This is a genomic window from Flavobacterium sp., assembly GCF_052437795.1.
Lineage (GTDB): Bacteria > Bacteroidota > Bacteroidia > Flavobacteriales > Flavobacteriaceae > Flavobacterium.
In genome coordinates, this window is record NZ_JBQVPA010000001.1 from 953,175 (window position 1) to 973,558 (window position 20,384).

Here is a 20,384-nt window from a genome sequence, read left to right on the forward strand (position 1 = left end):
TCCCCTCTAAAATATACGGACCCAAAAAACAAAACATCGTACCTCAACAGTCCAATCAGCAGCCATAAACCTGTAATATAGATTTTCCTTATAATAGAAAGATGCATGATAATACTATAGCTTATTATGCATCTTATTTTATGACATTACAGCAACGTATTTACTAGGATAATTTATTGAATAAATACATAATAATAGTTGTGTATTAAAATGTATTTATCTATCTTTGACTTGTTCAAATGAGGAACACAAGTACATTGAAATATTGAGACCACCACCAAATAAAAAAGGGATGCGCTAACATCCCTTCCAAAGCATCAGAGGAAACCCCTAACACATTTTACTTATGACAAATATACAAAGTTTTCTCGATACAGTAGTGGAACGTCAATTTGATGTTTCAGAAACTGAACATCTACTAAAAGCAACCAACATAAACGTCTGGTACAGCTGGGGAGTAGAAAAGATTTCCTATTACAGGAAAAAGGATTCAGGTGATGCACTAGCCCTTTGGGTTACTGGCCATCATCATACGGGTTGTCTGATTATCACTCTTGGTTGGAATGACACTTATACTTACTATCTTCTTAATCAAGATAACACTGTAAAGAAGAAAGTGACTGATGTCTATTTTGATGAACTCCAACACAGGATTGACTTGGATATTGAATACATTTCAGATTACGAATTTTAAATATTAATCGAGGTTTAAGCTAGTGCTTTGGTGATGGTGGTTATCTCAATTAAAATTTAAAATCAAAGCACCATGAGACCATTAGAAAAGTATGTGGATAATGATACACATTACATTATCTTCAATCGGGAAACGCAAGAAAAAAACATTTACCAATATGCCTATAGGCAAGCCCTTAAGCTGGGTATGAAAGTAGGGGAGTTGATATATAGAGATAGCATTTATCAAATCACATTAAAGCCGTTTTAAGCCATGAAAAAAGCGAGATATATACGTGTCAGCACAAACAGCCAATCAACGCTGAGGCAAGAGATAAAGCAGCATGAGGATGAAGAACTATTCATTGACAAAGGGGTGAGTGGAGCAGTGCCATTTAATAAGCGACCAGCAGGAAAGAAGTTATTATTTAGAATCCTGATGGATGAAATCAGTGACCTATCCGTTTCCGACCTGTCACGCTTGGGACGCAATACGCTTGATATACTGACCACCATTGACCTATTACATAATAGAAAGGTGAATATTCATGTGGACAATCTTAATGGCTTAAAAAGCCTTAATGCGGACGGTACACCCAACCAAATGTTTTCCTTCATTACAACCGTTATGAGCGGCATTTCTCAGATGGAGAGGGATAGTATTAGAGAGAGGATAAAGGATGGCATAGCGGCCAAGAAACTAGCGAATGAGTTTAAGCCAGGCGGTAGGCCAAAGGGCACCACAGAGAATGACAATGCGGTATTAAAGAAATACCCAAAGGCAGTGAAGATGATTCAGGACTATCCTGAAATGAAACAGAAGGATGTTGCTAAGGCCTGTGAGGTTGACCCACGAGTTGTGAAGAAGCTACATTTGATACTGGAGAAACAGAAGTAATTATAGTTCATAAAAAAAGCCCTAATGGGCTTTTTTTAATTCTAGGTCTGTTGGTTCAGTATTAAATACATCAAGCATATATCGCTCCATGCTGGGAGCTAAGGCTCTAAAAAGCTGTCTATTTTCTTCTGGGACACTTTCTTCATCAATACTCAAGAAGTGCAAAACAGGAACTGGTACTTTTAATACTCTGCTAAGTTCTTCGAGTGTATCAGATTGAGGCTTATAAACGCCATTAATAATTTGCGATAAAGCTGTCGTGCTTTTGCCGATTGCTTTTGCCACGTCAGCTTGCGACATTTTTCTGTTTTTGATGAACATTTTAATTACTTCACCTATTTCCATATTTCTAAGTATATTTAGAAAATTCCACCACAACGCTAATTGTCATTAGAATTCTATCCATCCACTCGGTATAAGACTTAAACCTATCAGCTTCTGTGAGTGGAAGATTATTTTTCAAGTTGGTTAGGAACTCTCTCATTTCTGGACTCATTTGGAAGTTTTCCAAAGCCCTATCGATTTCTTTTATAAATTCGTCTTTTGACATTTGTCTCTGTTTTAAAATTAAATTTGAAGGTCTTTAAAACTCGGACATTAATGCAACTCCTATCTCTTTGCTTTAATATCCTGCGGATGTTAAAGCCAGAGAGTGATAATCATCAAGATTCTTAAATATGATACTATTTATTTTTCTAAAACTTTCTCTTCTATTAATTTGAAACTGTCTAAAAACAGAACATAGTAATTTCTTAAACGACTTTACTAAAACAATAAACTTCTGTCTCTCTTTTATTTCTTCATTTAATTCAAGTAACTCAAGAATAGCTCGCAAATAACTCCAATCCAGCACTGGAGGTCTCCTACGAACGGGGTCTTCGACAATTTGTGCAAGCACTACACTATTTAAAGCGTCTATATGCTTTTGCATGCTCAAATATTGAAATGCATCAATGTTCAGGATTGGGTCATTATATCCCCTGTCTAAATCAAAATTTTCAGATTTGATTTCATCGATGAGCTTGGTTTCGATTTTTTTCTTAATTTTAATCTCTTGGAGACTAACTTCTGCAAGAAAATCGAGATGCCTAAGGTCCTTTCCTATACTACCATTATCATAATAATGAAGGATATCCGTTGGCAAACCACCACCATAAAACTTACTAAGCTTCTTTGTTTGTGAAATTATATTACCTGAGTTTCCTATTGAATCAATAGGTTCTGCCAAACCACCACCATAATATTTAACAGCTGCTGTCTTAGGCATAACAGCATCGCTCTGGGATGCATAATGAGAGATGAAATCTGGCGTCGACTTTAAAAATTCTGTCATTTTCAATTGCACCGACAAGTCATTTTCCATACCTCTTTTTAGTAAAGTTTGAACTCTGTGACCATCTTTAGACCATTTAGTTATCTCTTTATTTATAAGAATACCTTTGGTTGCCATTGAACCCATTTTTGCAAACTTCGATACCTTATCGGCGATTACTGCAATTTTTTGGATTTTTTTTAATAGTTCTGGGTCCATATTAAACTTTTTGATAGTGCAAATTTAAGTCAAACTTAAATAATAATCATCTGCATTTACTTTTTTATGTAAACTTTAACAAATTTGAGATGTTATTATATGAAAAAGGATAGCCTTTAAGCTATCCTCTTTAATACTTTTCTATATTTTTATTCGGGAATAACATGAAATTCAATCTTCAACTTTTTGTCAACGTTCTCATTGAATGCATCAAACCTGACCATCTTGTTACCATCATTAACACCCAACGTGTCCTTGTTGAAGATTTGGTAATCCAAGTAATTGTATTCATTTGGAATGAAGCCATCGGCTCTGTTAATCTTGAACCAAACTGAATCATTATTCTGAACCCAAAGGATGCTGTTCATCGGCTGTTCCACCCACTGGCCATTGCCACGCTTTTTCTTTAAAGTAATATCTGTTGCCGTGAGATATAAAGGTAAGTTGAAGCTCATGCACACAGATAAGCAAGGCATCATTCTGTAGCTCCTTGCTGGAGTAGGGGTAGGCTCAATGGGTTCTGATATTGTTGAATTGGAGTCATCTGATGAGCAGGAGTAAAGGCTCAAGACCATCATTATTATTATAATTTTTTTCATAAGTATCTTGGGGTTTAGGTTTATTAGCAGTCAACTTTTGTAACACTTTCAACTATAGCAGTACCGTTTAAGGTTGTGAAAGTTACTTCATAGCAACAAGCAGCGTCCAATATAATCTCCTTAACGGAATTGTTTAGCTTAACCTTTAGCTTATTTCCCGCCTCGCCATTTGTAAACTTCATACCCCTAACGTAGTCACCATTGGTGATTTGGTAAATAAAGCTTGATGAGGTGATTGTAGGTACAGGCAAGCCCGTTTGTTCGATACTGCCATCAATCTGCTCCATAAAGTATGTGCCTGAAATGGCGTGGTCGGCATAGATGTACAACTTGTTATCGGCAATCGGTTCTGGTTCTGTTGGATTGACAGTTGCAGAATCATCAGATGAACATCCGATAAAAAATAATGCCATTAGGCTTAATGTAAATAGTTTTTTCATATTGGTAATGAATTATGGTTATCCAGCAAATATACAAATACTACTTATAAGTAGCGATTTATATGTGGGTATTTTTATGTAGCAGTGAATATACCTTTGAGAAATGGAGCGGAAAAAGGAAATACCAGAAATTGTTTTCCAAGTAGGGGAAAAGATAAAGAGCATCATCAACGAAAAAGGTCTGAAAGTACGAGTTGTTGCGCACGATTCAGACCTTGATATTGATGTTCTAAGAAGATATATGTCAGGAAAGCAAATCATGGGGATTGATAAGCTATATCGTATTAGTGGTGCCCTAGGAATTGAAGTGGGTGAATTGTTCTCTTAGCAAAGGACCTATGTAGAAATCAAATCAGGACCTTTTAATTCTGAATATATTTCTTGAGCAGTATCTATACTCCAATTGTACATTTCGCTAATTTTCTCTAAGAGATTGTTTTCATAGGCGTATATAAATTCTTTCGGATAAATTGAAGCCCATCCTCTCAAGTTTTTTTCTGTCTGTGTTCCCATCTTTGAATAAATTAAAATTAATAGAATTACTCAGAGTTATTCTCTACGCTCTGAGTTACCTGATTTTGGAAATAATAAAAGTTTATGATGCTTTTTTGGTAATGCCAATGAACTCCATTTCATCACCGTATCCTAATGTCATTACTAGTGTTCCTTCATCTTCAAAGAAACCAGTAATATCTTCTGAAAGGTTGGGGATTGTTAGATGGTCCTGTAATATGTGTAGATTCTGTGAGCTTAGGTATGATGAAAAAGTTTCCGCAACTTCTACTCTTGTATAAAGTCTTTCACCTGTCAGAATGATTGTAAGGCTTTCTACTTCTCTAATAACTGTTGGCACGTGGATTGAATCAGATTTTTTCATTATGAAAATTTTTAAATGTTAGCGGCACTTGGAGTTATTCACTACGCCCCAAGCTACCAATCTTTTACCAACAGAATAGTTAGCTACTTGTCCTTCTTCTGAATGGACCTATCCGTTGATGGTTTCACAATTTCCTTAGGTTCGGTCTTTGTTACTTCCCCAGGCGCAGGGGAATCAGTATTCGGCTTAGGAAAAATCTTGTCATTACTAGTTTCTTTCATTGTTTAAATATTTAAATTAATACTATAAAAAAATCATCATACCCTACAATAGCGCACCTATAGCCAAAGCTAGTAGTGAGTGTGAGATATGATGATTATTTTGATGCTGCAAATATACGTCAAAATTAAATATAATGCAACAAAATCCTTAAAAAAATTATTTTACCGTGTTACAATATTGGAAATACTGTTTTATATTTACAAATAAGGCAAATTCTAATATTAGAATTATGACACGTAGAGCAATCTCTCATTGTCAATCAAATTCCAATCTTCAACATAGAAACCACCTTCAACTTCATTCAGTATATCTTCTTTCTCAACCAATAGCACACCATCCTTAAATACGGGCTCATTTTCCATCTTATGAATTGGAAGATACTTATAGGTTTTCCTGATGCTGAACTTATCTAATACTATTTTCAAAGGGGTCAGTAATACTACTCCATTAACTTGGAGGTACACCACGGCCATAATCTTGTTCACTGATAGGTCGTTGATAATTACCTTGTGAACTATCTGCTTAAAAAGAATTTCAAGCTGCTGCCTGTTATCCTTCGCATTTAATAGCATAGCCTTGGTGGTTCCATTAGAGTTCTGCTTCTTTAGCGATTTTTTCAACTCCGCTATCTTTTTCTCAAGCGTTACTACTCTCTTCTGGATATTTTCAATAGCTGATAACAATACATCATTCTTGGCTGTGAAGATTTCCTTGGATATACTACCAGCTAGGTACACATCGAGCAATCTACTCTTTTCACTTTCCTTTTCTGCAACTAGAGGTTTCTCAACTTTGAGACCAGCTTCCATCTGAGCTATTTCCGTCTCAAGGGTCTTTTTGATGTCCTTGGTATCAGTAAGATATTTCAATACAGCATCGCTATTTAAAAGTTGGTCATATACTGCACTTTCAAGTAGTGATATATTTACACCCTTGTTTCCGCAACTACCGCCTTTATAAAGCTTACTCGAACACACATATACCTTATCGCCCTTTGGCACTGGCTTATACTTGGCAAAGTAGTTTCTTCCACAACAACCACATTTGATTATATCCTTGAACAAGTATGTGTATGTGGTTAGGTAATTCCTGTGAGTCTTGGTAAGCCTAATCCTTTGGGCTTCATCCCATGTCTCAGTTGTGACAATAGCAGGGCAGGGGATAGTTTCACCCTTAAACTGGCGTTCACCCTTGTAAATGGAGTTGGTAATAATATTTAAAACCACAACATCTGACCACTTTACAGCATTTGCTGGTTTTGGTATAGCATTGTTTATCACCTTCTCACCGAAAATCTTGTTGTATTTAGTAGGAACATCTCTCTGCTGCAATATGGAACTAATTGCCTTGCTGCCTAATCCACCAACATACATACTGTATATTTCTTTCACGACTACAGCTTCTTCTTCATCAATCACAAGCATCTTGTCCTCAGCTTTGGTGTAACCGTATGCTCTCATAAGACCGCCACCAGCTTTGCCATCCCGGGCTGCCTTCAAGAGGCCTGATTTGGACCTTTGTTTCATTTGCTCGGATTCTGCATTGGCAAACTCTAGTAGAACTTGCAGGATGATGTTCACAATACCATCCCTTTTCCCATCCTTGTCCAAAGTGGCCCTTCCAAGCGATTGAATGTAAATTGGAATACCTAGGTCAGAAAGTAGGTCAATGGTTTTCCTAGTGTCACTTGGGTTTCTCCCAAGTCGTGAAATCTCTGTGACGTAGATGGATTCAATTTCTCCCTTTTCGATTGCTTTAAGCATTCTTTGCAGCTCTGGTCTATCTTCGTTTTTCTTGTAACCTGATATCTCTTCTGCAAAGATTAGGACATGAGAAGTGTTATGTCCTTGGTACATGATGACTTGGTTAAGGTCATCAACTTGTCGCTGGTAATCCTGCTTTCCACCACTTGTGGAAACACGGGCATAGATAGCTAACCTTTTCATTCTAAGGTAAAACTACACATTAATTCAATGCCCGACAAGGTGGCAACTTTAGTTTTTTTTCTGTACGCGCGAGGAATTACATCTAAAAAGATGTAATTTTGCCTCCGCAGAGTTTGCGAATGTATCATCCGTTTCCCTTGTCGGGGGAGGCAGCTATCCGCAACCGGGAGAAATTTCGCTGGCACATAATGGTGTTTTGTTTTTGGATGAACTACCCGAATTTAAGCGTGAAGTGCTTGAGGTAATGCGCCAGCCATTGGAAGACCGCGAAGTAACCATTAGCCGGGCGAAATTCACCATTACCTATCCGTCATCATTTATGCTTGTAGCAAGCATGAACCCTAGTCCCGGCGGGTATTTCAACGACCCCGATGCCCCGGTCAGCTCATCCCCGCACGAGATGCAAAGGTATTTGAGTAAAATTTCCGGCCCGTTATTGGATCGCATCGATATACATATAGAAGTTACACCCGTGCCCTTCGAGAAGCTGTCGGAAAACCGTAAAGCCGAAAGCAGCGTGGACATCCGCGAACGCGTAACCAAAGCCAGGGAGGTACAAACACTACGCTTTGAGCAGTTTGAGAACATCCACTACAACGCTCAAATGAACACCAAGCAAATACGCGAATATTGCCAACTGGACGAAACTTCGCTACAGCTTTTAAAAACCGCGATGGAGAGGCTCAACCTCTCCGCCAGGGCATATGACAGGATATTGAAAGTCTCACGTACTATCGCCGATCTGGAGGGCGCTGAGCGTGTAGGCCCACATCATATCTCCGAAGCGATACAGTACAGGAGCCTTGACAGGGATGGATGGTTGGGGTGATCATTTCAGATCTTCAACTGACTAAATAAAATTTGAAAGAATTCGTTATCTTTAGAAAACAACTGATCACCATGCGAAACCGCCATCTCATCATCAATTATGCTTTCATAACCAGCCTGATCCTATTGGCTACAAATGACCATATTTTAAAAGCTGCATTTGGGAATTGGTTTACGGGAAAGCTTTCTGACTTCGCGGGTATGGTACTGCTGCCATTGCTGTTAGTTTTTGTATTTCCAAAGCTTAAAACACATGCTATCTGGCTCAGTGCGCTACTTTTCGCTTTTTGGAAGTCACCATTGTCGGAACAGCTCATTAATTGGTATAACACCTTTGCCATCATCAGCATCGAAAGGGTAGTAGACTATACTGACCTGCTAGCTTTTGCAATATTGCCGTTACCATATTTCATAATAAATAATAAACAGTCATTACAATTCCTCCATGTCAGGAGCATTCGGCTCTCGCCAATGTATGTTGTCATTCCGTGCCTATTTGTGCTGATGGCTACTTCACCGCCACACAGCTATTATTATACACAAAGCACCGGTAATGTTGACTTTAGTAAAACCACTATAACAGTCCGTTATACACCGGACCAAATACTTGAGAAGTTAAGGAAAAACGGCCTGGTGCCAATAAGGGACATGGGAAGTGATTCGACGATATGGCCAAGGCTGCGTGCTGATAAGAACACGATCGCCTATTACAAGATACCACAGGTCATTTTGGATAAGGACACCCTGTCCGACCTGGAGTTTTCATTTGAACCAAAGGGCGATAAAACCAAGGTGTACCTGAATGCTGTGAATGTACAGAAAGACCTTACTGATGAAAAGGTGGAAAAGAAACTGCGGAAATTTTATATGAAGGCCGCTAAAAGATTTTTTAAGCAAACACTTAAAGACTGATATAATGCTAAAAGAAGAACTTGAAGAGTTATTCGGCGCCATGCCGCAAATAGTTAAGGATAAACTGCAGCCCGTTATGGATAACCTGTTGGAAAGGGCCGCTGACTTGGATGAGCACGGCTTAAAAGACCCGGATCATTATGAAGAGGAGCGTGAAGACATTATGAAGGAAGTCCACAAGGTAAAATACCTTAATGACCAGTGGCAGATCATGAGCTCTAAAAAGAATAATTAAGAAAGCCCTGCATTCGCAGGGCTTGATCATTAAAAACCGCTAGTAGGAAGACTTATAAGTTAATATTCAAATCTTTAAAAGTATCACCCTGCCTGATATCTCCGGATTCAAATCCTTTTTTGAACCAATACATACGCTGTTCTGAGGTGCCATGTGTAAATGAGTCAGGCATCACATTGCCTTTCTGTATGGCATCGTCTCCCACGGCATTGGCCGCGCTTAGGGCTTCCTCAATATCGCCGGCCTCAAGGAAATCTTTCATTTCCTGGTTGTAATGTGTCCACAGCCCGGCATAAAAATCAGCCTGCAGCTCCAGTGCGACCGACAGTTTGTTGGCGCCACGGGTATCGGTTTCCTGCTGCATTTGGGTAACTTTTTGCGATGTACCGAGTAGCGTCTGCACATGATGGCCTATCTCGTGAGCAATTACGTAGGCAATGGCAAAGTCGCCGCCTTTCGCCCCAAAGCGGGATTGCAGTTCGTCAAAAAAAGCAAGGTCCATGTATACCTTACGGTCAATAGGGCAGTAAAAAGGGCCTGATGCCGATGTCGCGCCACCGCATTCCGTTTGTACGGAATTGCGGAAAAGCACGAGGGTAGGCTCTTCATACGTACGGCCATTCTCCTCAAATATTTTGTTCCAGACATCTTCAGTGTCCACAAGGATCGCATCAACCATCTGTCCGAGTTCCTTGTCTTTTTCAGTAAGCTCAACAGGTTCGCCGCTGCCGCTGCCCATCTGCTGCATTTGATCCAGCACGGCACCGCTATCGCCACCCATGAACATATAAATAACAAATGCTATCACACCCAGTATACCGCCTCCTGCGGCCATTCCGCCGCCGGACATTCCGCGCCTGTCATCAAGATTACCGCTGGACCTTCTGCCTCCCCATTTCATAGTATATGATTTTATTAAATGAAGTTATAAAATAAAGTAGTAACCAGGTAAATTTTACAGATAATTTAGCATTTCTGTGATCTTGCCTATAACGTCAGAGCAACTGCAATAACATGCACTATTAGCAGGGAAATGCACACCAAACTTGCCCTTGTGATCTTAAATGCATTTGCCCGCCGTGAAATGAAAAAAGCCATCAGGTGGAAGATCAGGTAAAATGGGGCCGTGAAGCAGGTCATCACAAAGATCTCAAAACCTTTCCAGCCGGCCTTACCATCATAAAATATAAGATCGTACCATAAATAAAGGTAGTAGGAATACATTGCTATAACAACGGTCAGGTGGAGTATCCAGCCGTTGTTAGGATATAATTTATGTAATGGTCGATCTTTCAATATTTCATTAAATAAAACCGGCAGTAAAATTACTGCCGGTCAGATTTGTACTTCTAAAGTAAACTTTATCTATTAAAATCCAAACCTGAAACCAAAATAGGCATCGGCCTGGTCGGTATCTGTAAAGGCTGCTGAAAGCAGTGAACCAGATCCTATAAAAAAGCCACCCAGCCTGAAACCAACACCTGCGGTAAAACCGGATATTTCGTTGTGTGACAGTGGAGTATAGGCTTCAAAAAAATTACCTGAATATCGCGGTGTGATCGTTACGATGTTCTGCATCGATATCTGCTGGTTATCGTTGTCCTCATTCATTTTTTGTTGGATGTAGGCAGAGGCGAACCACTTGTTATGCAGCTTTACATCGGCATAAGCTGATATCATGGTAGGCAATTTTACCTTAAAATCAGACTGCGCGTTCGATGCGGTAAAGAACTCAGGATTGTCAAGAAGAATATCTTCCAATTCGGTAAGGCTGTCAACATCTTCAAACTGGTTCAGGTCCAGCGACTCGCCCGGCCCGACCTCAAGAGAGTAGTTACGGCTCACATTGTTATCATCCTTAAATGTCATGCTGCCCAGATTACGCACTGCAAGTCCCGCATTCAGCTTGTAACCTGTATCGTCTACATCCTTCCATTGGTAATTCACTCCAATGTCTACTGCCGATCCGTTAAGCCCTCCGGCAAAAAAGTCGGTAAAGTTGCTGCTATCGGTAAAATCGTTGGCCAGCGAACCGGAGTAGGCCACATTTACCATGCCACTGGCATCAGTAAGGTTAACATCGCCAAGGTTGTTCTGAACGGTACCCCTAAAATTCCCCGCCCCAATATTGGCATAAGACCCCGGGAAGAGTAATTTGAACGTGGCACCTGCCGAAACTTTATGTATCTCAGTATTGTAAAGGTCACGGGCAACAGATAATCCGATCTCACCCCAGGTGGTTGCGGAGGTCTTTTGATTATAATTGGCAATGATGTCGTCTACTTCCGCAACAGAGGTAACACCGTTGGTAAGCGCACGCCCCAAAGCGGGATTTACATCAATGACATCTGCTTTTATCTTGGCACCGGATGAAATGGCGAAAGCCCACTTCTCCAGCTTAAACCCGAATGCCGGGCCCAGTATCTCTACGTCGGCCCTCATGTTCACCGGCTCACTGCCCGCAAACAGCATATCTTCAAAATCTTCGTCGCTGCCGGTAAGGTCACCAAAAGTGAGTTTGTTATTGGCAATGTTGGCGCTAAAGTTAAAGATGTTAACCTCATAGGTATTTTTGAGGTTGGTCAGTTCAGCAGGGTTGATGGCTGCATTGAGGAGTCCCGTCCTTCGCGAAGTATTGATCCCCGAAAAATGTTCCTGTGCAAATACACCTGTGCTTAAAAGCCCGAAAGTTAATAGTAAAGTGTTTTTCATATATTTCTGTTATTTCACCACTAATTTAATGATTTTAAGATTTAAAAATTGATTTTAACAATTTAATGATCCTTACATCCTTTCAATTTTATGACAGCAAAGATGGACAATATATGCAGAATAAAAATACCTATAAATGGGTAGATTTATTATTATATGGCTTTCCACAGTACTTCTTCGGGTACAGGGGCAGTAATGAGGATATACTCTTTGCTAACAGGATGCACGAATGCAAGCCTGCGTGCATGCAGGTGTATGCCGCCATCGGGGTTGCTTCGGTCAGCGCCATATTTCAGGTCGCCTTTTATGGGAAAGCCTATGGCCGACAGCTGCGACCGTATCTGGTGGTGGCGCCCGGTATGAAGGGATATCTCCAGAGCAGAGTAGTTGTCCAGCTCCCTTATCACCGTATATTCCAGGCTGGCCATTTTGCTGTCCGGTACTTCCTTAAGATGTGCTTTTGAGATATTGGCCTTCTCGTTCCGTTTCAGGAAATGGATCAGGGTATCATTGCTTTTTGGCAATTTTCCCTTAACTATCGCCCAATAGGTCTTTTGGGTTTCCCTGTTCTTGAAGAGCTCGTTCAAACGTGTTAACGCTTTTGATGTGCGTGCAAAAACCACGATGCCAGTAGTGGGCCTGTCAAGCCTGTGCACCACACCAAGGAACACCTCGCCTGGCTTATCGTATTTAGCCTTAATATATTCCTTAACCACATCGCTCAGGGGCTTATCGCCGGTCTTATCGCCCTGCACGATGTCGCCAACGCGTTTATTCACGGCGATGATATGGTTATCTTCGTAGAGAATCTGCAAATTTTCTTTAGTAGAAACGATCTTCATGTGTTTTGACAATGAGAGATTTCTCCTTTCGTCGAAATGACATGCGCCGCTCCAATCTGAAATCTGAAATCTACAATCTGAAATAATTAATACTGTTCCTTTTCGCTTGGAAAATCGCTTGATTTAACATCTTCTACATACTGCCCAATGGCTTTGGTCATGCCGTCATACAGGTCCATGTACCTGCGGAGGAAGCGCGGACTGAATTCGTTGTTCATACCCAGCATGTCGTGGATCACCAGTACCTGCCCATCGACGCCGCCACCGGCACCGATGCCAATTACCGGTATGGAAATGCTTTCGGCCACTTTCTTTGCCAACTGCGCAGGGATCTTCTCTAGCACTACGGCAAAACAGCCCAGGCGCTCCAGCATTTTGGCATCTTCCATTAATTTTTCGGCTTCTGCATCTTCTTTGGCGCGTACGCTATAGGTTCCGAATTTGTATATCGACTGGGGTGTAAGCCCAAGGTGGCCCATGACAGGTATGCCCGCGTTCAGTATCTTTTTGATAGAGTCTTTTACTTCAGAACCGCCCTCCAGCTTTACCGCATGCCCACCGCTTTCTTTCATGATGCGGATAGACGAGCGCAAAGCCTCTTTAGGATCGCTTTGGTAGCTGCCGAAAGGAAGGTCAACCACTACAAGCGCCCTGATGGCAGCCCTTACAACACTCGATGCATGATAGATCATCTGATCGAGGGTTATGGGCAGGGTAGTTTCGTGGCCGGCCATTACGTTAGACGCCGAATCGCCCACAAGTATCACATCGACCCCGGCAATGTCCACTATCCTTGCCATGGTAAAATCATAAGCGGTAAGCATGGATATCTTCTCGCCATTGGCCTTCATATCGATAAGCGTGCGGGTGGTGATCCTTTTGTAATCTTTCTTTGCAACTGACATACGTGTGATTTTAGAAGATGTAAATGTAATGATTTGCCTTAAGAATTGCAGGGAAGTTCTGTTTTTTTGGGATGTGGTGTAACTTTTTATCAATGCCATCCACTAATCCTATAACCACAATTATCAACCAATGAAAAAAATAGCATTGATCATCATTACCCTTTTCGCACTGCAGCTAAAGGCACAGGAAGCCGACATCAAAAAAACGATAGCCATTTTCTTTGAAGGCCTTCATACGGGAGATACGCTGAAGATCAAATCAGTATGTTCTGATAAAATGATATTGCAAAGCATTATGGAAAATGCGAAGGGTGCCAAATTCGATCATGAGGACATTTCGGAATTCTACAAGTCAATAGCATCCATCCCGAAAGACATGAAGATCGAGGAACGCCTGCTGGATCATAAGATACAGATCGACGGCAGCATGGCACACGCGTGGACACCTTACGAATTTTACGTCAATGGAAAGCTGAGCCATAGCGGTGTGAACTCCTTCCAGCTATATAAAGATAATGGAGTATGGAAGATCGTATATATTATTGATACGAGGAGAAAAGCCAGTTAGATAGTTCTCAGTCTCAGTTTTCATATCAGCATCTGGTGGAGTAAATTCACGTGTGGGACTGAAAACTGTGACTGAGACTGAAAACTGATCAGCAATCCGCGTTGTTTACCGTAACGGCTAGCCCGCCTTCAGAGGTTTCCTTATATTTATTGTTCATGTCCTGGGCTGTCTGCCACATGGTATTGACTACTTTATCTAATGGCACTTTAGCATTTTTAGGATCGGTCTCCAACGCCAGTTCTGCGGCATTAATGGCTTTTATAGCTCCCATGGTATTGCGTTCAATGCACGGTATCTGAACCAGTCCGCCAATAGGATCACACGTCATGCCTAAATGGTGCTCCATGGCGATCTCAGCAGCTATAAGGCATTGTTCCGGTGATCCGCCCATAAGTTCGCACAGCGCCGCCGCCGCCATAGCCGACGATACGCCTATCTCTGCCTGGCATCCGCCCATGGCCGCCGATATGGTAGCGCCCTTTTTGAAAATACTGCCTATTTCGCCCGCCACCATCAGGAACTGCTTAATGTGGCTGTCATCTGCCTGGTGGTTCTCGATGACCATGTAGTACATCAGCACGGCAGGGATAACTCCCGCGCTTCCGTTGGTAGGTGCGGTCACGACACGCCCTAAAGCGGCGTTCACTTCATTCACCGCAAGGGCAAAACAGCTGACCCACTTGAGTATCTGCCTGAACTTCACTTCGGTCTTACGGATGGTTTGCAGCCATTCCTGTGGCGAGTTATAGATCGCATCGCCTATGAGCCCTTTGTGCATGTCGAACGCACGACGGCGCACATTCAGGCCTCCGGGAAGAGTTCCCTCAGTATGGCAGCCGGTATACATGCATTCGAGCATTGTGTTCCACACGCGCATGAGTTCTTTATGGATATCCTCTTCAGTACGAATGGATTTTTCGTTCTCGTAAACGATCTCTGAAATTTTCTTGTTTTCTGTACGTGTATATGCTAACAATTCATCGGCCAGGTCGATAGGGAAGGGGAAAGCGCATTTTATCTTTTCTTTCTCCTTTGCCACGGTACGCTCTTCTTTCACAACAAATCCTCCGCCTATGGAATAGAACGTCGAAACGTACTCATTATCATCTGTATACGCAGTAAATGTAAATCCATTGGCATGGAAAGGCAGGAAATTCTTGTTGAATACAATGTCTGTTGCAATGTCGAAGGGGATGTACTGCAGCCCGCCCAGGAAAATGTGGCGGTTCAGGTTAATATCGTCGATGATGTTGGCAATGTCATCGATGGGTACATACTCGGGATCGGCACCGCTAATGCCCAGCATCACGGCAAGGTCGGTAGCGTGGCCTTTACCGGTCAGCGAAAGTGAACCGTACAGGTCTACCTTAACACGGTTTACTTTTTCAAAAATGCCTTCCTCACGCAGTTCTTTAAGGAAACGCTCGGCACCACGCCATGGGCCAAGGGTGTGCGAACTTGACGGCCCAACGCCGATCTTAAGCATGTCGAAAACCGAGATACATTCATTCATAGCAACTTATGCGATTTATTGTAAAGGTACTGTTATTACAGCGCGTAAAGGTAAATAAATTGATAATACTATAACGATGTAGCGGAGGAATTGTTGATTTGGTAATTTAGTCCGTAAGTTTGATTTTTATTGTTGATGCTCGTTTCGCAGTCATATGTACCCCTGGACTAAAGTAATTTATATCGGAAATAACAATTGCAATATTTTTCTGTTTAAACCTTTTAAGTTCAGTAATTGTCACCTTGTCCAAATGCGAACCTTCAACTTCAATTGTAAACAAGTGTTTGCCTTCGTGTGAAGCATGTATTTTGAAGCCTTTCGTTACAATCGTATCGAAGTAAAGGAAATCTTTAAGAACAACAGTAATTTCAGAATCGATTAACTCTTGCTTTGATAATTCTATTACGCATTTGCTGCAGCCTTCACCATTTAATGTCCCTGTTGGGGCAGGTAAATTTTTAATTCTCAATCTTTTTGTCTCATGGAGAATAGAGTCATTTCTCATAATTGCTTCAATATCAATCTTTACTTCAACTCCCGAACCGGGGGTAATGATATATTTTCCGGCTTCATCGGTAGCCCTCATCCCGGTGGCGGTTGCTATAAATGATTTTGCTCCGGGCACAGCGATCCTGATAGGATTATCAACACCCCTGTAAACTACATTCAGCTTTTCAGCTGAAACAACAGAGATATTTTGAGATAAAGCGGCTACAGGCAGTAAAAGCAAAAAGTGAAGGAGTTTCATAGTAATAATTTTGGCTTTAAAAATAATCAAATTAATATAACAAGGTTCAAGTCGGGAAATACTATATTTGAAACCTAACCTATTTTGATATGAGATCATTATTTATTGCTGCGGCATTTGTTCTATCGGCAGCATCTTACGGACAGTGCATCAAGTGCAGTTCTTTTGAAGAAGCCCTGAAAGATCCCGCTAAAGTGAAAACCATCAGCATCAACCCAAATGTGGGTGGTGAATACCTCGAAGAAGTACCAGCAAGCATTAAGCAGTTCACTAACCTCGAAGAGCTCATGCTTAGCGACCATGGATTAATTTCAGTACCAAAGGAAATCGGAAGCCTTGCCAAGCTGAAAACATTAAGTCTTGCCGGCAATGCGCTTGAGGAACTGCCTGAAGAAATTTTCCAGTTGAAGCAATTGAAGGAGCTGATACTTTTTGATAACGCCTTTTCGGAAGAATACCTTGAAGAGTTAAAAGCCAAAGCGAAAAAAGAATTGCCTAAGACAAAATTAATGACGGATTAATTCATTTTTTCCGCTCTGTCATCGCGAGGAGGAACGACGAAGCGATCTTTATAAGTTACACTTTTAAGTGGTGGAAAGAAAGACTGCATCGTCGTTCCTCCTCGCAGTGACAGAACGGTGATTACAAGTAAATTCAACCCGCCACCGCTTCCTTATATACCCTCAATGCCCGTTCACGTGCCTCTTTATGGTCTACAATGGGTTGGTAATCCAGTTCTTGGAACTCAGGTACCCAATGCTTTATGTATTCCAGCTGCTTGTCGAATTTCTTTACCTGTTCTTCGGGGTTGAATATCCTGAAGTATGGCGCGGCATCTACGCCGCCACCCGATGCCCACTGCCAGTTGCCTACATTGCTCGACTGCTCATAATCCATCAGCTTTTCGGCAAAGTAAGCTTCCCCGCGCCGCCAGTCGATGAGCAGGTGCTTGCATAAAAAGCTGGCCACGACCATGCGCACGCGGTTGTGCATGAACCCTGTAGCATTGAGCTCCCGCATTCCCGCATCCACAATTGGATAACCCGTTCTGCCTTCGCACCAGGCTTTGAATTCAGCATCGTTATAACGCCACTTCACATTGTCATATTTTGGGCGGAAGCTTTTCGTGACCGTCTCGGGGAAATGCCACAGTATCTGCATGAAGAATTCCCTCCATATCAGTTCGTTCAGGAATGTTTCCTTTTTGCTTTCCAATGCCCTGCGTATCATTTCCCGAATGTTGACCGCGCCAAAACGAAGGTACGGGCTCAGTTTCGATGTGCCTTGTACGGCAGGAAAGTTACGCGTGTCTTCATAACTATCGATAAGTGATCGGCTGATGTCATACGGTACGGGCTTGATGTTCGATTCCTTGAAACCAATATCGTCCAGGCTCAGAAAAGGGTAGGAGTGGGAAGCGATAGTATCGGCAGTCACCTTTGTGCTGTGTATTCGCAGGGCTTCTTTTTTGAACTTCTCCTTCCATCGCTTCATGTAAGGCGTATATACTACATAGGGCGTTCCATCATCCTTAACGACTTCATCTCTTTCAAAGATCACCTGGTCTTTAAATGTAAGTAATTCAATATCATTACTCTTGAGCAATTGATGTATAGCTTTATCCCTTTTTATGGCATAAGGCTCGTAGTCGTGGTTGGTATAAACTGCTTTAATGTTATGTTCCGAAGCCAGTTTTTTGAAGACTTTTTCCGGTTCGTGATAGAAAACCGCCAGCGACCTTTTGTGTTTTTTTAGTTCCGACTGGATGCCCTCCAGAAGCTCCATAATAAAAGTTACGCGCGCATCGTCCTTTGGCAATTCGCCCAGGATGTTCTTATCGAATATAAATATCGGCAGTACTTTTTCGCCTGAATTTAATGACTCATGTAATCCGTTATTGTCGTCCAGGCGCAGATCGCGCCTAAACCAGAATATGTTTATTGGTTCACTTTCCATTCGCCAAAAAGTTCGATTAGTTTTTGTTCCCTGAATTTGAAGATCTCCTCCAGCTTCGGTTTTACCAGGAAGGGATGTGCCAGCCTGCCAAGGAATCCCATGGGCACTTTATAATGCACGATGTCCTCCATCTCGACCCCACCCGGGATCTCTTTAAGGAAGTGCTTGTGGTGCCAAAAGGCATATGGCCCATAGCGTTGCTCGTCGACAAAGAATTGCTTGTCCGCCACATGCGTTATTTCGGTGACCCATTGCAATTTGATGCCCAGCATTGGCGTTACGGTATAATGGATGATCTGGCCGGCGTACATAGGCCGGTCATCGCCTGAAAGCGTTACAAAGCCCATAGAGGGAGGTGTGATAACGGCAAGGTTTTTGGGATCTGCAATGAAATCCCAGGCTTGCTGTAAAGATAGGGGAAGCTTTTGCTTCCGGTGGAGGGTATATAGCATCGATATAAAATGAAAGCGTGAAGTTAGGAAAGGTAATTGCTGTTTGTTAGCATCACTCATGTATTTTTAACTTTTTTTAACGATCGTAAACTCATTAATCATTAATTTCGCAGGTACAAATTATTAAAACAAATAACAAAAAGCAACATGAAAAAAATATTGATCACTGCGGCCTTTGTATTGGCCTTTATGGTGAACGGACAGTCGCAGATAATGACACCGCAGGCAAGTCCTAAAGCAGTTATAGAGCAAAAGGTTGGCCTTACAGATGTTAAAGTAGAATATTCGCGTCCAAGCGCAAGGGGCAGGGCCGTATACGGGGAGCTTGTACCTTTCGGCAGGATGTGGAGGACGGGTGCTAACGGAAGTACGATCATCACTTTTAGCAGCGACGTGGTTATTGCAGGCAAGAACCTTAAAGCAGGGCAGTATGCACTGTTCACGCAGCCTAAGGCAGACAACTGGGACGTGATCTTTTATACAGAAACAACCAACTGGGGACTTCCTGAAAAATATGACGATAAGAAAGAAGCGCTAAGGGCTACCGTTAAGCCGGAATTCCTTTCGCGTCCTGTAGAAACGTTCACCATCGGCATTAACGGCCTTGACAACGACTTCGCGTTCCTTGAGATCGCATGGGAAAAGACCATGGTAGCACTTAAGTTCGAAGTGCCTACAAAACAGACAGCCATGAAGAGCATCGAGACTGCCATGAGCGGCCCGTCGGCAAATGACCTGTTCTCTGCTGCACAATACTACTACCAGTCGAACGGCGACCAGAATAAAGCTTTAGTCTGGATGAACCAGGCCCTTGCCAAATTTCCGGCCAACGAAGCACCATTTTACTTCCTTAGGCAAAAATCGCTTATCCAGGCTAAAATGGGCGACAAGAAAGGCGCTATCGAAACAGCAAAGCTTTCGCTTGCCGCTTCAGAAAAAGCAGGTAACGCTGACTATGTAAAAATGAACAGGGACTCTATCAACGAGTGGAGCAAAAAATAATTTGTTTATCTATTGTTTGAAAACGGCTGCCGGAAGGTGGCCGTTTTTTGTTGTGTTACCCGGAAGTAGATCTATATTTGTGATCGATTTATTAAGCCATTATGATCATCAAGATCCTTTTTACATTATTTGTTTTTGGAGTCAATTTTTTGATCTTCAGGAAAATCAATCAACTAGCACTGAAGCCGTTTTGGGTAATAGCCATCACTGTTTATGGTGCATTGATAAGTTTACTAAACTGTTTCTTAGAGATATTGCCAAGTGGATCGATCTTCTTTCTAATTGTCTTTTCTGCATCATTGATCATCCTCGATGCAATGAGCAGGAGGTATAGTGTTACTAAAAGAACTAATTTGGTTGTAGCCGAAAAGTATCAGGCAATTAAATATTATATTGTAAAAAAGGTCTTTATAATAATGGTAAGTATTTTTCAGCTACTGCTAATTTGGTCTCCGACAATGTTTAAGAAAATGACTACCCGGCCACCACATCATAAGGTAAATACGATGACTGACAGGTACTAGTA

The 20,384-nt window shown here is 41.7% G+C and carries 25 protein-coding genes and 1 pseudogene; 10 read left to right on the forward strand and 16 right to left on the reverse strand.

Annotated elements, in window-relative coordinates:
• Window positions 1-346: 346 nt before the first annotated feature.
• The 3 genes from ACT6R0_RS04655 (at window position 347) to ACT6R0_RS04665 (ending at window position 1,570) form a co-directional block, all read left to right on the forward strand.
• On the forward strand, window positions 347-694 hold the full coding sequence (locus tag ACT6R0_RS04655; RefSeq protein WP_444651736.1) for a hypothetical protein: 348 nt from the start codon (window positions 347-349) through the stop codon (window positions 692-694).
• A 72-nt stretch (window positions 695-766) separates the two neighbouring features.
• Entirely contained in the window at window positions 767-943 is a 177-nt protein-coding gene (locus ACT6R0_RS04660) for a hypothetical protein (RefSeq protein WP_444651738.1), read from the forward strand.
• A gap of 3 nt (window positions 944-946) precedes the next feature.
• Entirely contained in the window at window positions 947-1,570 is a 624-nt protein-coding gene (locus ACT6R0_RS04665; RefSeq protein WP_444651740.1) for a recombinase family protein, read from the forward strand.
• A gap of 21 nt (window positions 1,571-1,591) precedes the next feature.
• On the opposite strand, the gene ACT6R0_RS04670 is transcribed toward ACT6R0_RS04665, so the two are convergent.
• The 5 genes from ACT6R0_RS04670 to ACT6R0_RS04690 all read right to left on the reverse strand — a co-directional run bounded on the left by ACT6R0_RS04670 (window position 1,592) and on the right by ACT6R0_RS04690 (window position 4,140).
• Window positions 1,592-1,915 (reverse strand): helix-turn-helix domain-containing protein, encoded by a 324-nt coding sequence (locus ACT6R0_RS04670; protein ID WP_444651742.1) that lies wholly within the window; start codon window positions 1,913-1,915, stop codon window positions 1,592-1,594.
• A gap of 4 nt (window positions 1,916-1,919) precedes the next feature.
• Window positions 1,920-2,120: a hypothetical protein gene (locus tag ACT6R0_RS04675; RefSeq protein WP_444651744.1), complete on the reverse strand. Its 201-nt coding sequence runs from the start codon at window positions 2,118-2,120 to the stop codon at window positions 1,920-1,922.
• 72 nt (window positions 2,121-2,192) lie between these two features.
• Window positions 2,193-3,101, reverse strand: a complete 909-nt coding sequence (locus tag ACT6R0_RS04680) for a hypothetical protein (protein ID WP_444651746.1) — start codon at window positions 3,099-3,101, stop codon at window positions 2,193-2,195.
• Window positions 3,102-3,250: 149 nt separating this feature from the next.
• Window positions 3,251-3,700 (reverse strand): hypothetical protein, encoded by a 450-nt coding sequence (locus tag ACT6R0_RS04685; RefSeq protein WP_444651748.1) that lies wholly within the window; start codon window positions 3,698-3,700, stop codon window positions 3,251-3,253.
• A gap of 23 nt (window positions 3,701-3,723) precedes the next feature.
• Window positions 3,724-4,140: a hypothetical protein gene (locus ACT6R0_RS04690; protein ID WP_444651750.1), complete on the reverse strand. Its 417-nt coding sequence runs from the start codon at window positions 4,138-4,140 to the stop codon at window positions 3,724-3,726.
• Between the two features lie 103 nt (window positions 4,141-4,243).
• Here ACT6R0_RS04690 and ACT6R0_RS04695 point away from each other — a divergent pair, with 103 nt between their 5' ends.
• A complete protein-coding gene (locus ACT6R0_RS04695) occupies window positions 4,244-4,468 on the forward strand; it encodes a helix-turn-helix domain-containing protein (protein ID WP_444651752.1) in 225 nt (74 codons plus the stop codon).
• Window positions 4,469-4,476: 8 nt separating this feature from the next.
• Here ACT6R0_RS04695 and ACT6R0_RS04700 read toward each other — a convergent pair whose 3' ends face one another.
• From ACT6R0_RS04700 to ACT6R0_RS04710, 3 genes are all read right to left on the reverse strand, one after another.
• Window positions 4,477-4,653, reverse strand: a complete 177-nt coding sequence (locus ACT6R0_RS04700) for a hypothetical protein (RefSeq protein WP_444651754.1) — start codon at window positions 4,651-4,653, stop codon at window positions 4,477-4,479.
• A gap of 82 nt (window positions 4,654-4,735) precedes the next feature.
• On the reverse strand, window positions 4,736-5,017 hold the full coding sequence (locus tag ACT6R0_RS04705; protein WP_444651756.1) for a hypothetical protein: 282 nt from the start codon (window positions 5,015-5,017) through the stop codon (window positions 4,736-4,738).
• A gap of 449 nt (window positions 5,018-5,466) precedes the next feature.
• Window positions 5,467-7,185, reverse strand: a complete 1,719-nt coding sequence (locus ACT6R0_RS04710; RefSeq protein WP_444651758.1) for a recombinase family protein — start codon at window positions 7,183-7,185, stop codon at window positions 5,467-5,469.
• A 121-nt stretch (window positions 7,186-7,306) separates the two neighbouring features.
• Between ACT6R0_RS04710 and ACT6R0_RS04715 the strand changes: the two are divergent.
• The 3 genes and pseudogenes from ACT6R0_RS04715 to ACT6R0_RS04725 all read left to right on the forward strand — a co-directional run.
• Window positions 7,307-8,014, forward strand: a pseudogene (locus tag ACT6R0_RS04715) (YifB family Mg chelatase-like AAA ATPase); the annotation flags it as partial.
• 71 nt (window positions 8,015-8,085) lie between these two features.
• Window positions 8,086-8,925 (forward strand): hypothetical protein, encoded by an 840-nt coding sequence (locus ACT6R0_RS04720; protein ID WP_444651760.1) that lies wholly within the window; start codon window positions 8,086-8,088, stop codon window positions 8,923-8,925.
• A 4-nt stretch (window positions 8,926-8,929) separates the two neighbouring features.
• The gene (locus ACT6R0_RS04725; RefSeq protein WP_444651762.1) at window positions 8,930-9,160 is read left to right on the forward strand and encodes a hypothetical protein; all 231 of its coding nucleotides are present in this window, start codon (window positions 8,930-8,932) and stop codon (window positions 9,158-9,160) included.
• Between the two features lie 52 nt (window positions 9,161-9,212).
• On the opposite strand, the gene ypfJ is transcribed toward ACT6R0_RS04725, so the two are convergent.
• From ypfJ to panB, 4 genes are all read right to left on the reverse strand, one after another.
• On the reverse strand, window positions 9,213-10,061 hold the full coding sequence (ypfJ, locus tag ACT6R0_RS04730) for a KPN_02809 family neutral zinc metallopeptidase (protein WP_444651763.1): 849 nt from the start codon (window positions 10,059-10,061) through the stop codon (window positions 9,213-9,215).
• 467 nt (window positions 10,062-10,528) lie between these two features.
• Window positions 10,529-11,872: a hypothetical protein gene (locus tag ACT6R0_RS04735; RefSeq protein WP_444651765.1), complete on the reverse strand. Its 1,344-nt coding sequence runs from the start codon at window positions 11,870-11,872 to the stop codon at window positions 10,529-10,531.
• Between the two features lie 152 nt (window positions 11,873-12,024).
• A complete protein-coding gene (locus tag ACT6R0_RS04740; protein ID WP_444651767.1) occupies window positions 12,025-12,714 on the reverse strand; it encodes an RluA family pseudouridine synthase in 690 nt (229 codons plus the stop codon).
• Window positions 12,715-12,800: 86 nt separating this feature from the next.
• Window positions 12,801-13,619, reverse strand: coding sequence for a 3-methyl-2-oxobutanoate hydroxymethyltransferase (gene panB / locus ACT6R0_RS04745; protein ID WP_444651769.1), 819 nt, complete (start codon window positions 13,617-13,619; stop codon window positions 12,801-12,803).
• 130 nt (window positions 13,620-13,749) lie between these two features.
• Here panB and ACT6R0_RS04750 point away from each other — a divergent pair, with 130 nt between their 5' ends.
• On the forward strand, window positions 13,750-14,187 hold the full coding sequence (locus ACT6R0_RS04750; protein WP_444651771.1) for a nuclear transport factor 2 family protein: 438 nt from the start codon (window positions 13,750-13,752) through the stop codon (window positions 14,185-14,187).
• A gap of 88 nt (window positions 14,188-14,275) precedes the next feature.
• On the opposite strand, the gene ACT6R0_RS04755 is transcribed toward ACT6R0_RS04750, so the two are convergent.
• Together ACT6R0_RS04755 and ACT6R0_RS04760 are read right to left on the reverse strand one after the other, a co-directional pair.
• The gene (locus tag ACT6R0_RS04755; protein WP_444651773.1) at window positions 14,276-15,700 is read right to left on the reverse strand and encodes an L-serine ammonia-lyase; all 1,425 of its coding nucleotides are present in this window, start codon (window positions 15,698-15,700) and stop codon (window positions 14,276-14,278) included.
• Window positions 15,701-15,806: 106 nt separating this feature from the next.
• Entirely contained in the window at window positions 15,807-16,448 is a 642-nt protein-coding gene (locus ACT6R0_RS04760; RefSeq protein WP_444651775.1) for a hypothetical protein, read from the reverse strand.
• 89 nt (window positions 16,449-16,537) lie between these two features.
• Here ACT6R0_RS04760 and ACT6R0_RS04765 point away from each other — a divergent pair, with 89 nt between their 5' ends.
• Entirely contained in the window at window positions 16,538-16,969 is a 432-nt protein-coding gene (locus tag ACT6R0_RS04765; protein WP_444651777.1) for a leucine-rich repeat domain-containing protein, read from the forward strand.
• 133 nt (window positions 16,970-17,102) lie between these two features.
• On the opposite strand, the gene ACT6R0_RS04770 is transcribed toward ACT6R0_RS04765, so the two are convergent.
• Window positions 17,103-18,404 carry a cryptochrome/photolyase family protein gene (locus tag ACT6R0_RS04770; protein WP_444651779.1) on the reverse strand — a complete coding sequence of 434 codons (1,302 nt, stop codon included), beginning with the start codon at window positions 18,402-18,404 and terminating at the stop codon, window positions 17,103-17,105.
• Window positions 18,386-18,856: an SRPBCC family protein gene (locus tag ACT6R0_RS04775; RefSeq protein WP_444652314.1), complete on the reverse strand. Its 471-nt coding sequence runs from the start codon at window positions 18,854-18,856 to the stop codon at window positions 18,386-18,388. Before ACT6R0_RS04775 ends, ACT6R0_RS04770 begins: the two co-directional genes overlap by 19 nt.
• Before the next feature lie 147 nt (window positions 18,857-19,003).
• On the opposite strand from ACT6R0_RS04775, the gene ACT6R0_RS04780 reads away from it, so the two are divergent.
• Window positions 19,004-19,858 (forward strand): DUF2911 domain-containing protein, encoded by an 855-nt coding sequence (locus tag ACT6R0_RS04780; RefSeq protein ID WP_444651780.1) that lies wholly within the window; start codon window positions 19,004-19,006, stop codon window positions 19,856-19,858.
• Window positions 19,859-20,384 lie beyond the last annotated feature (526 nt).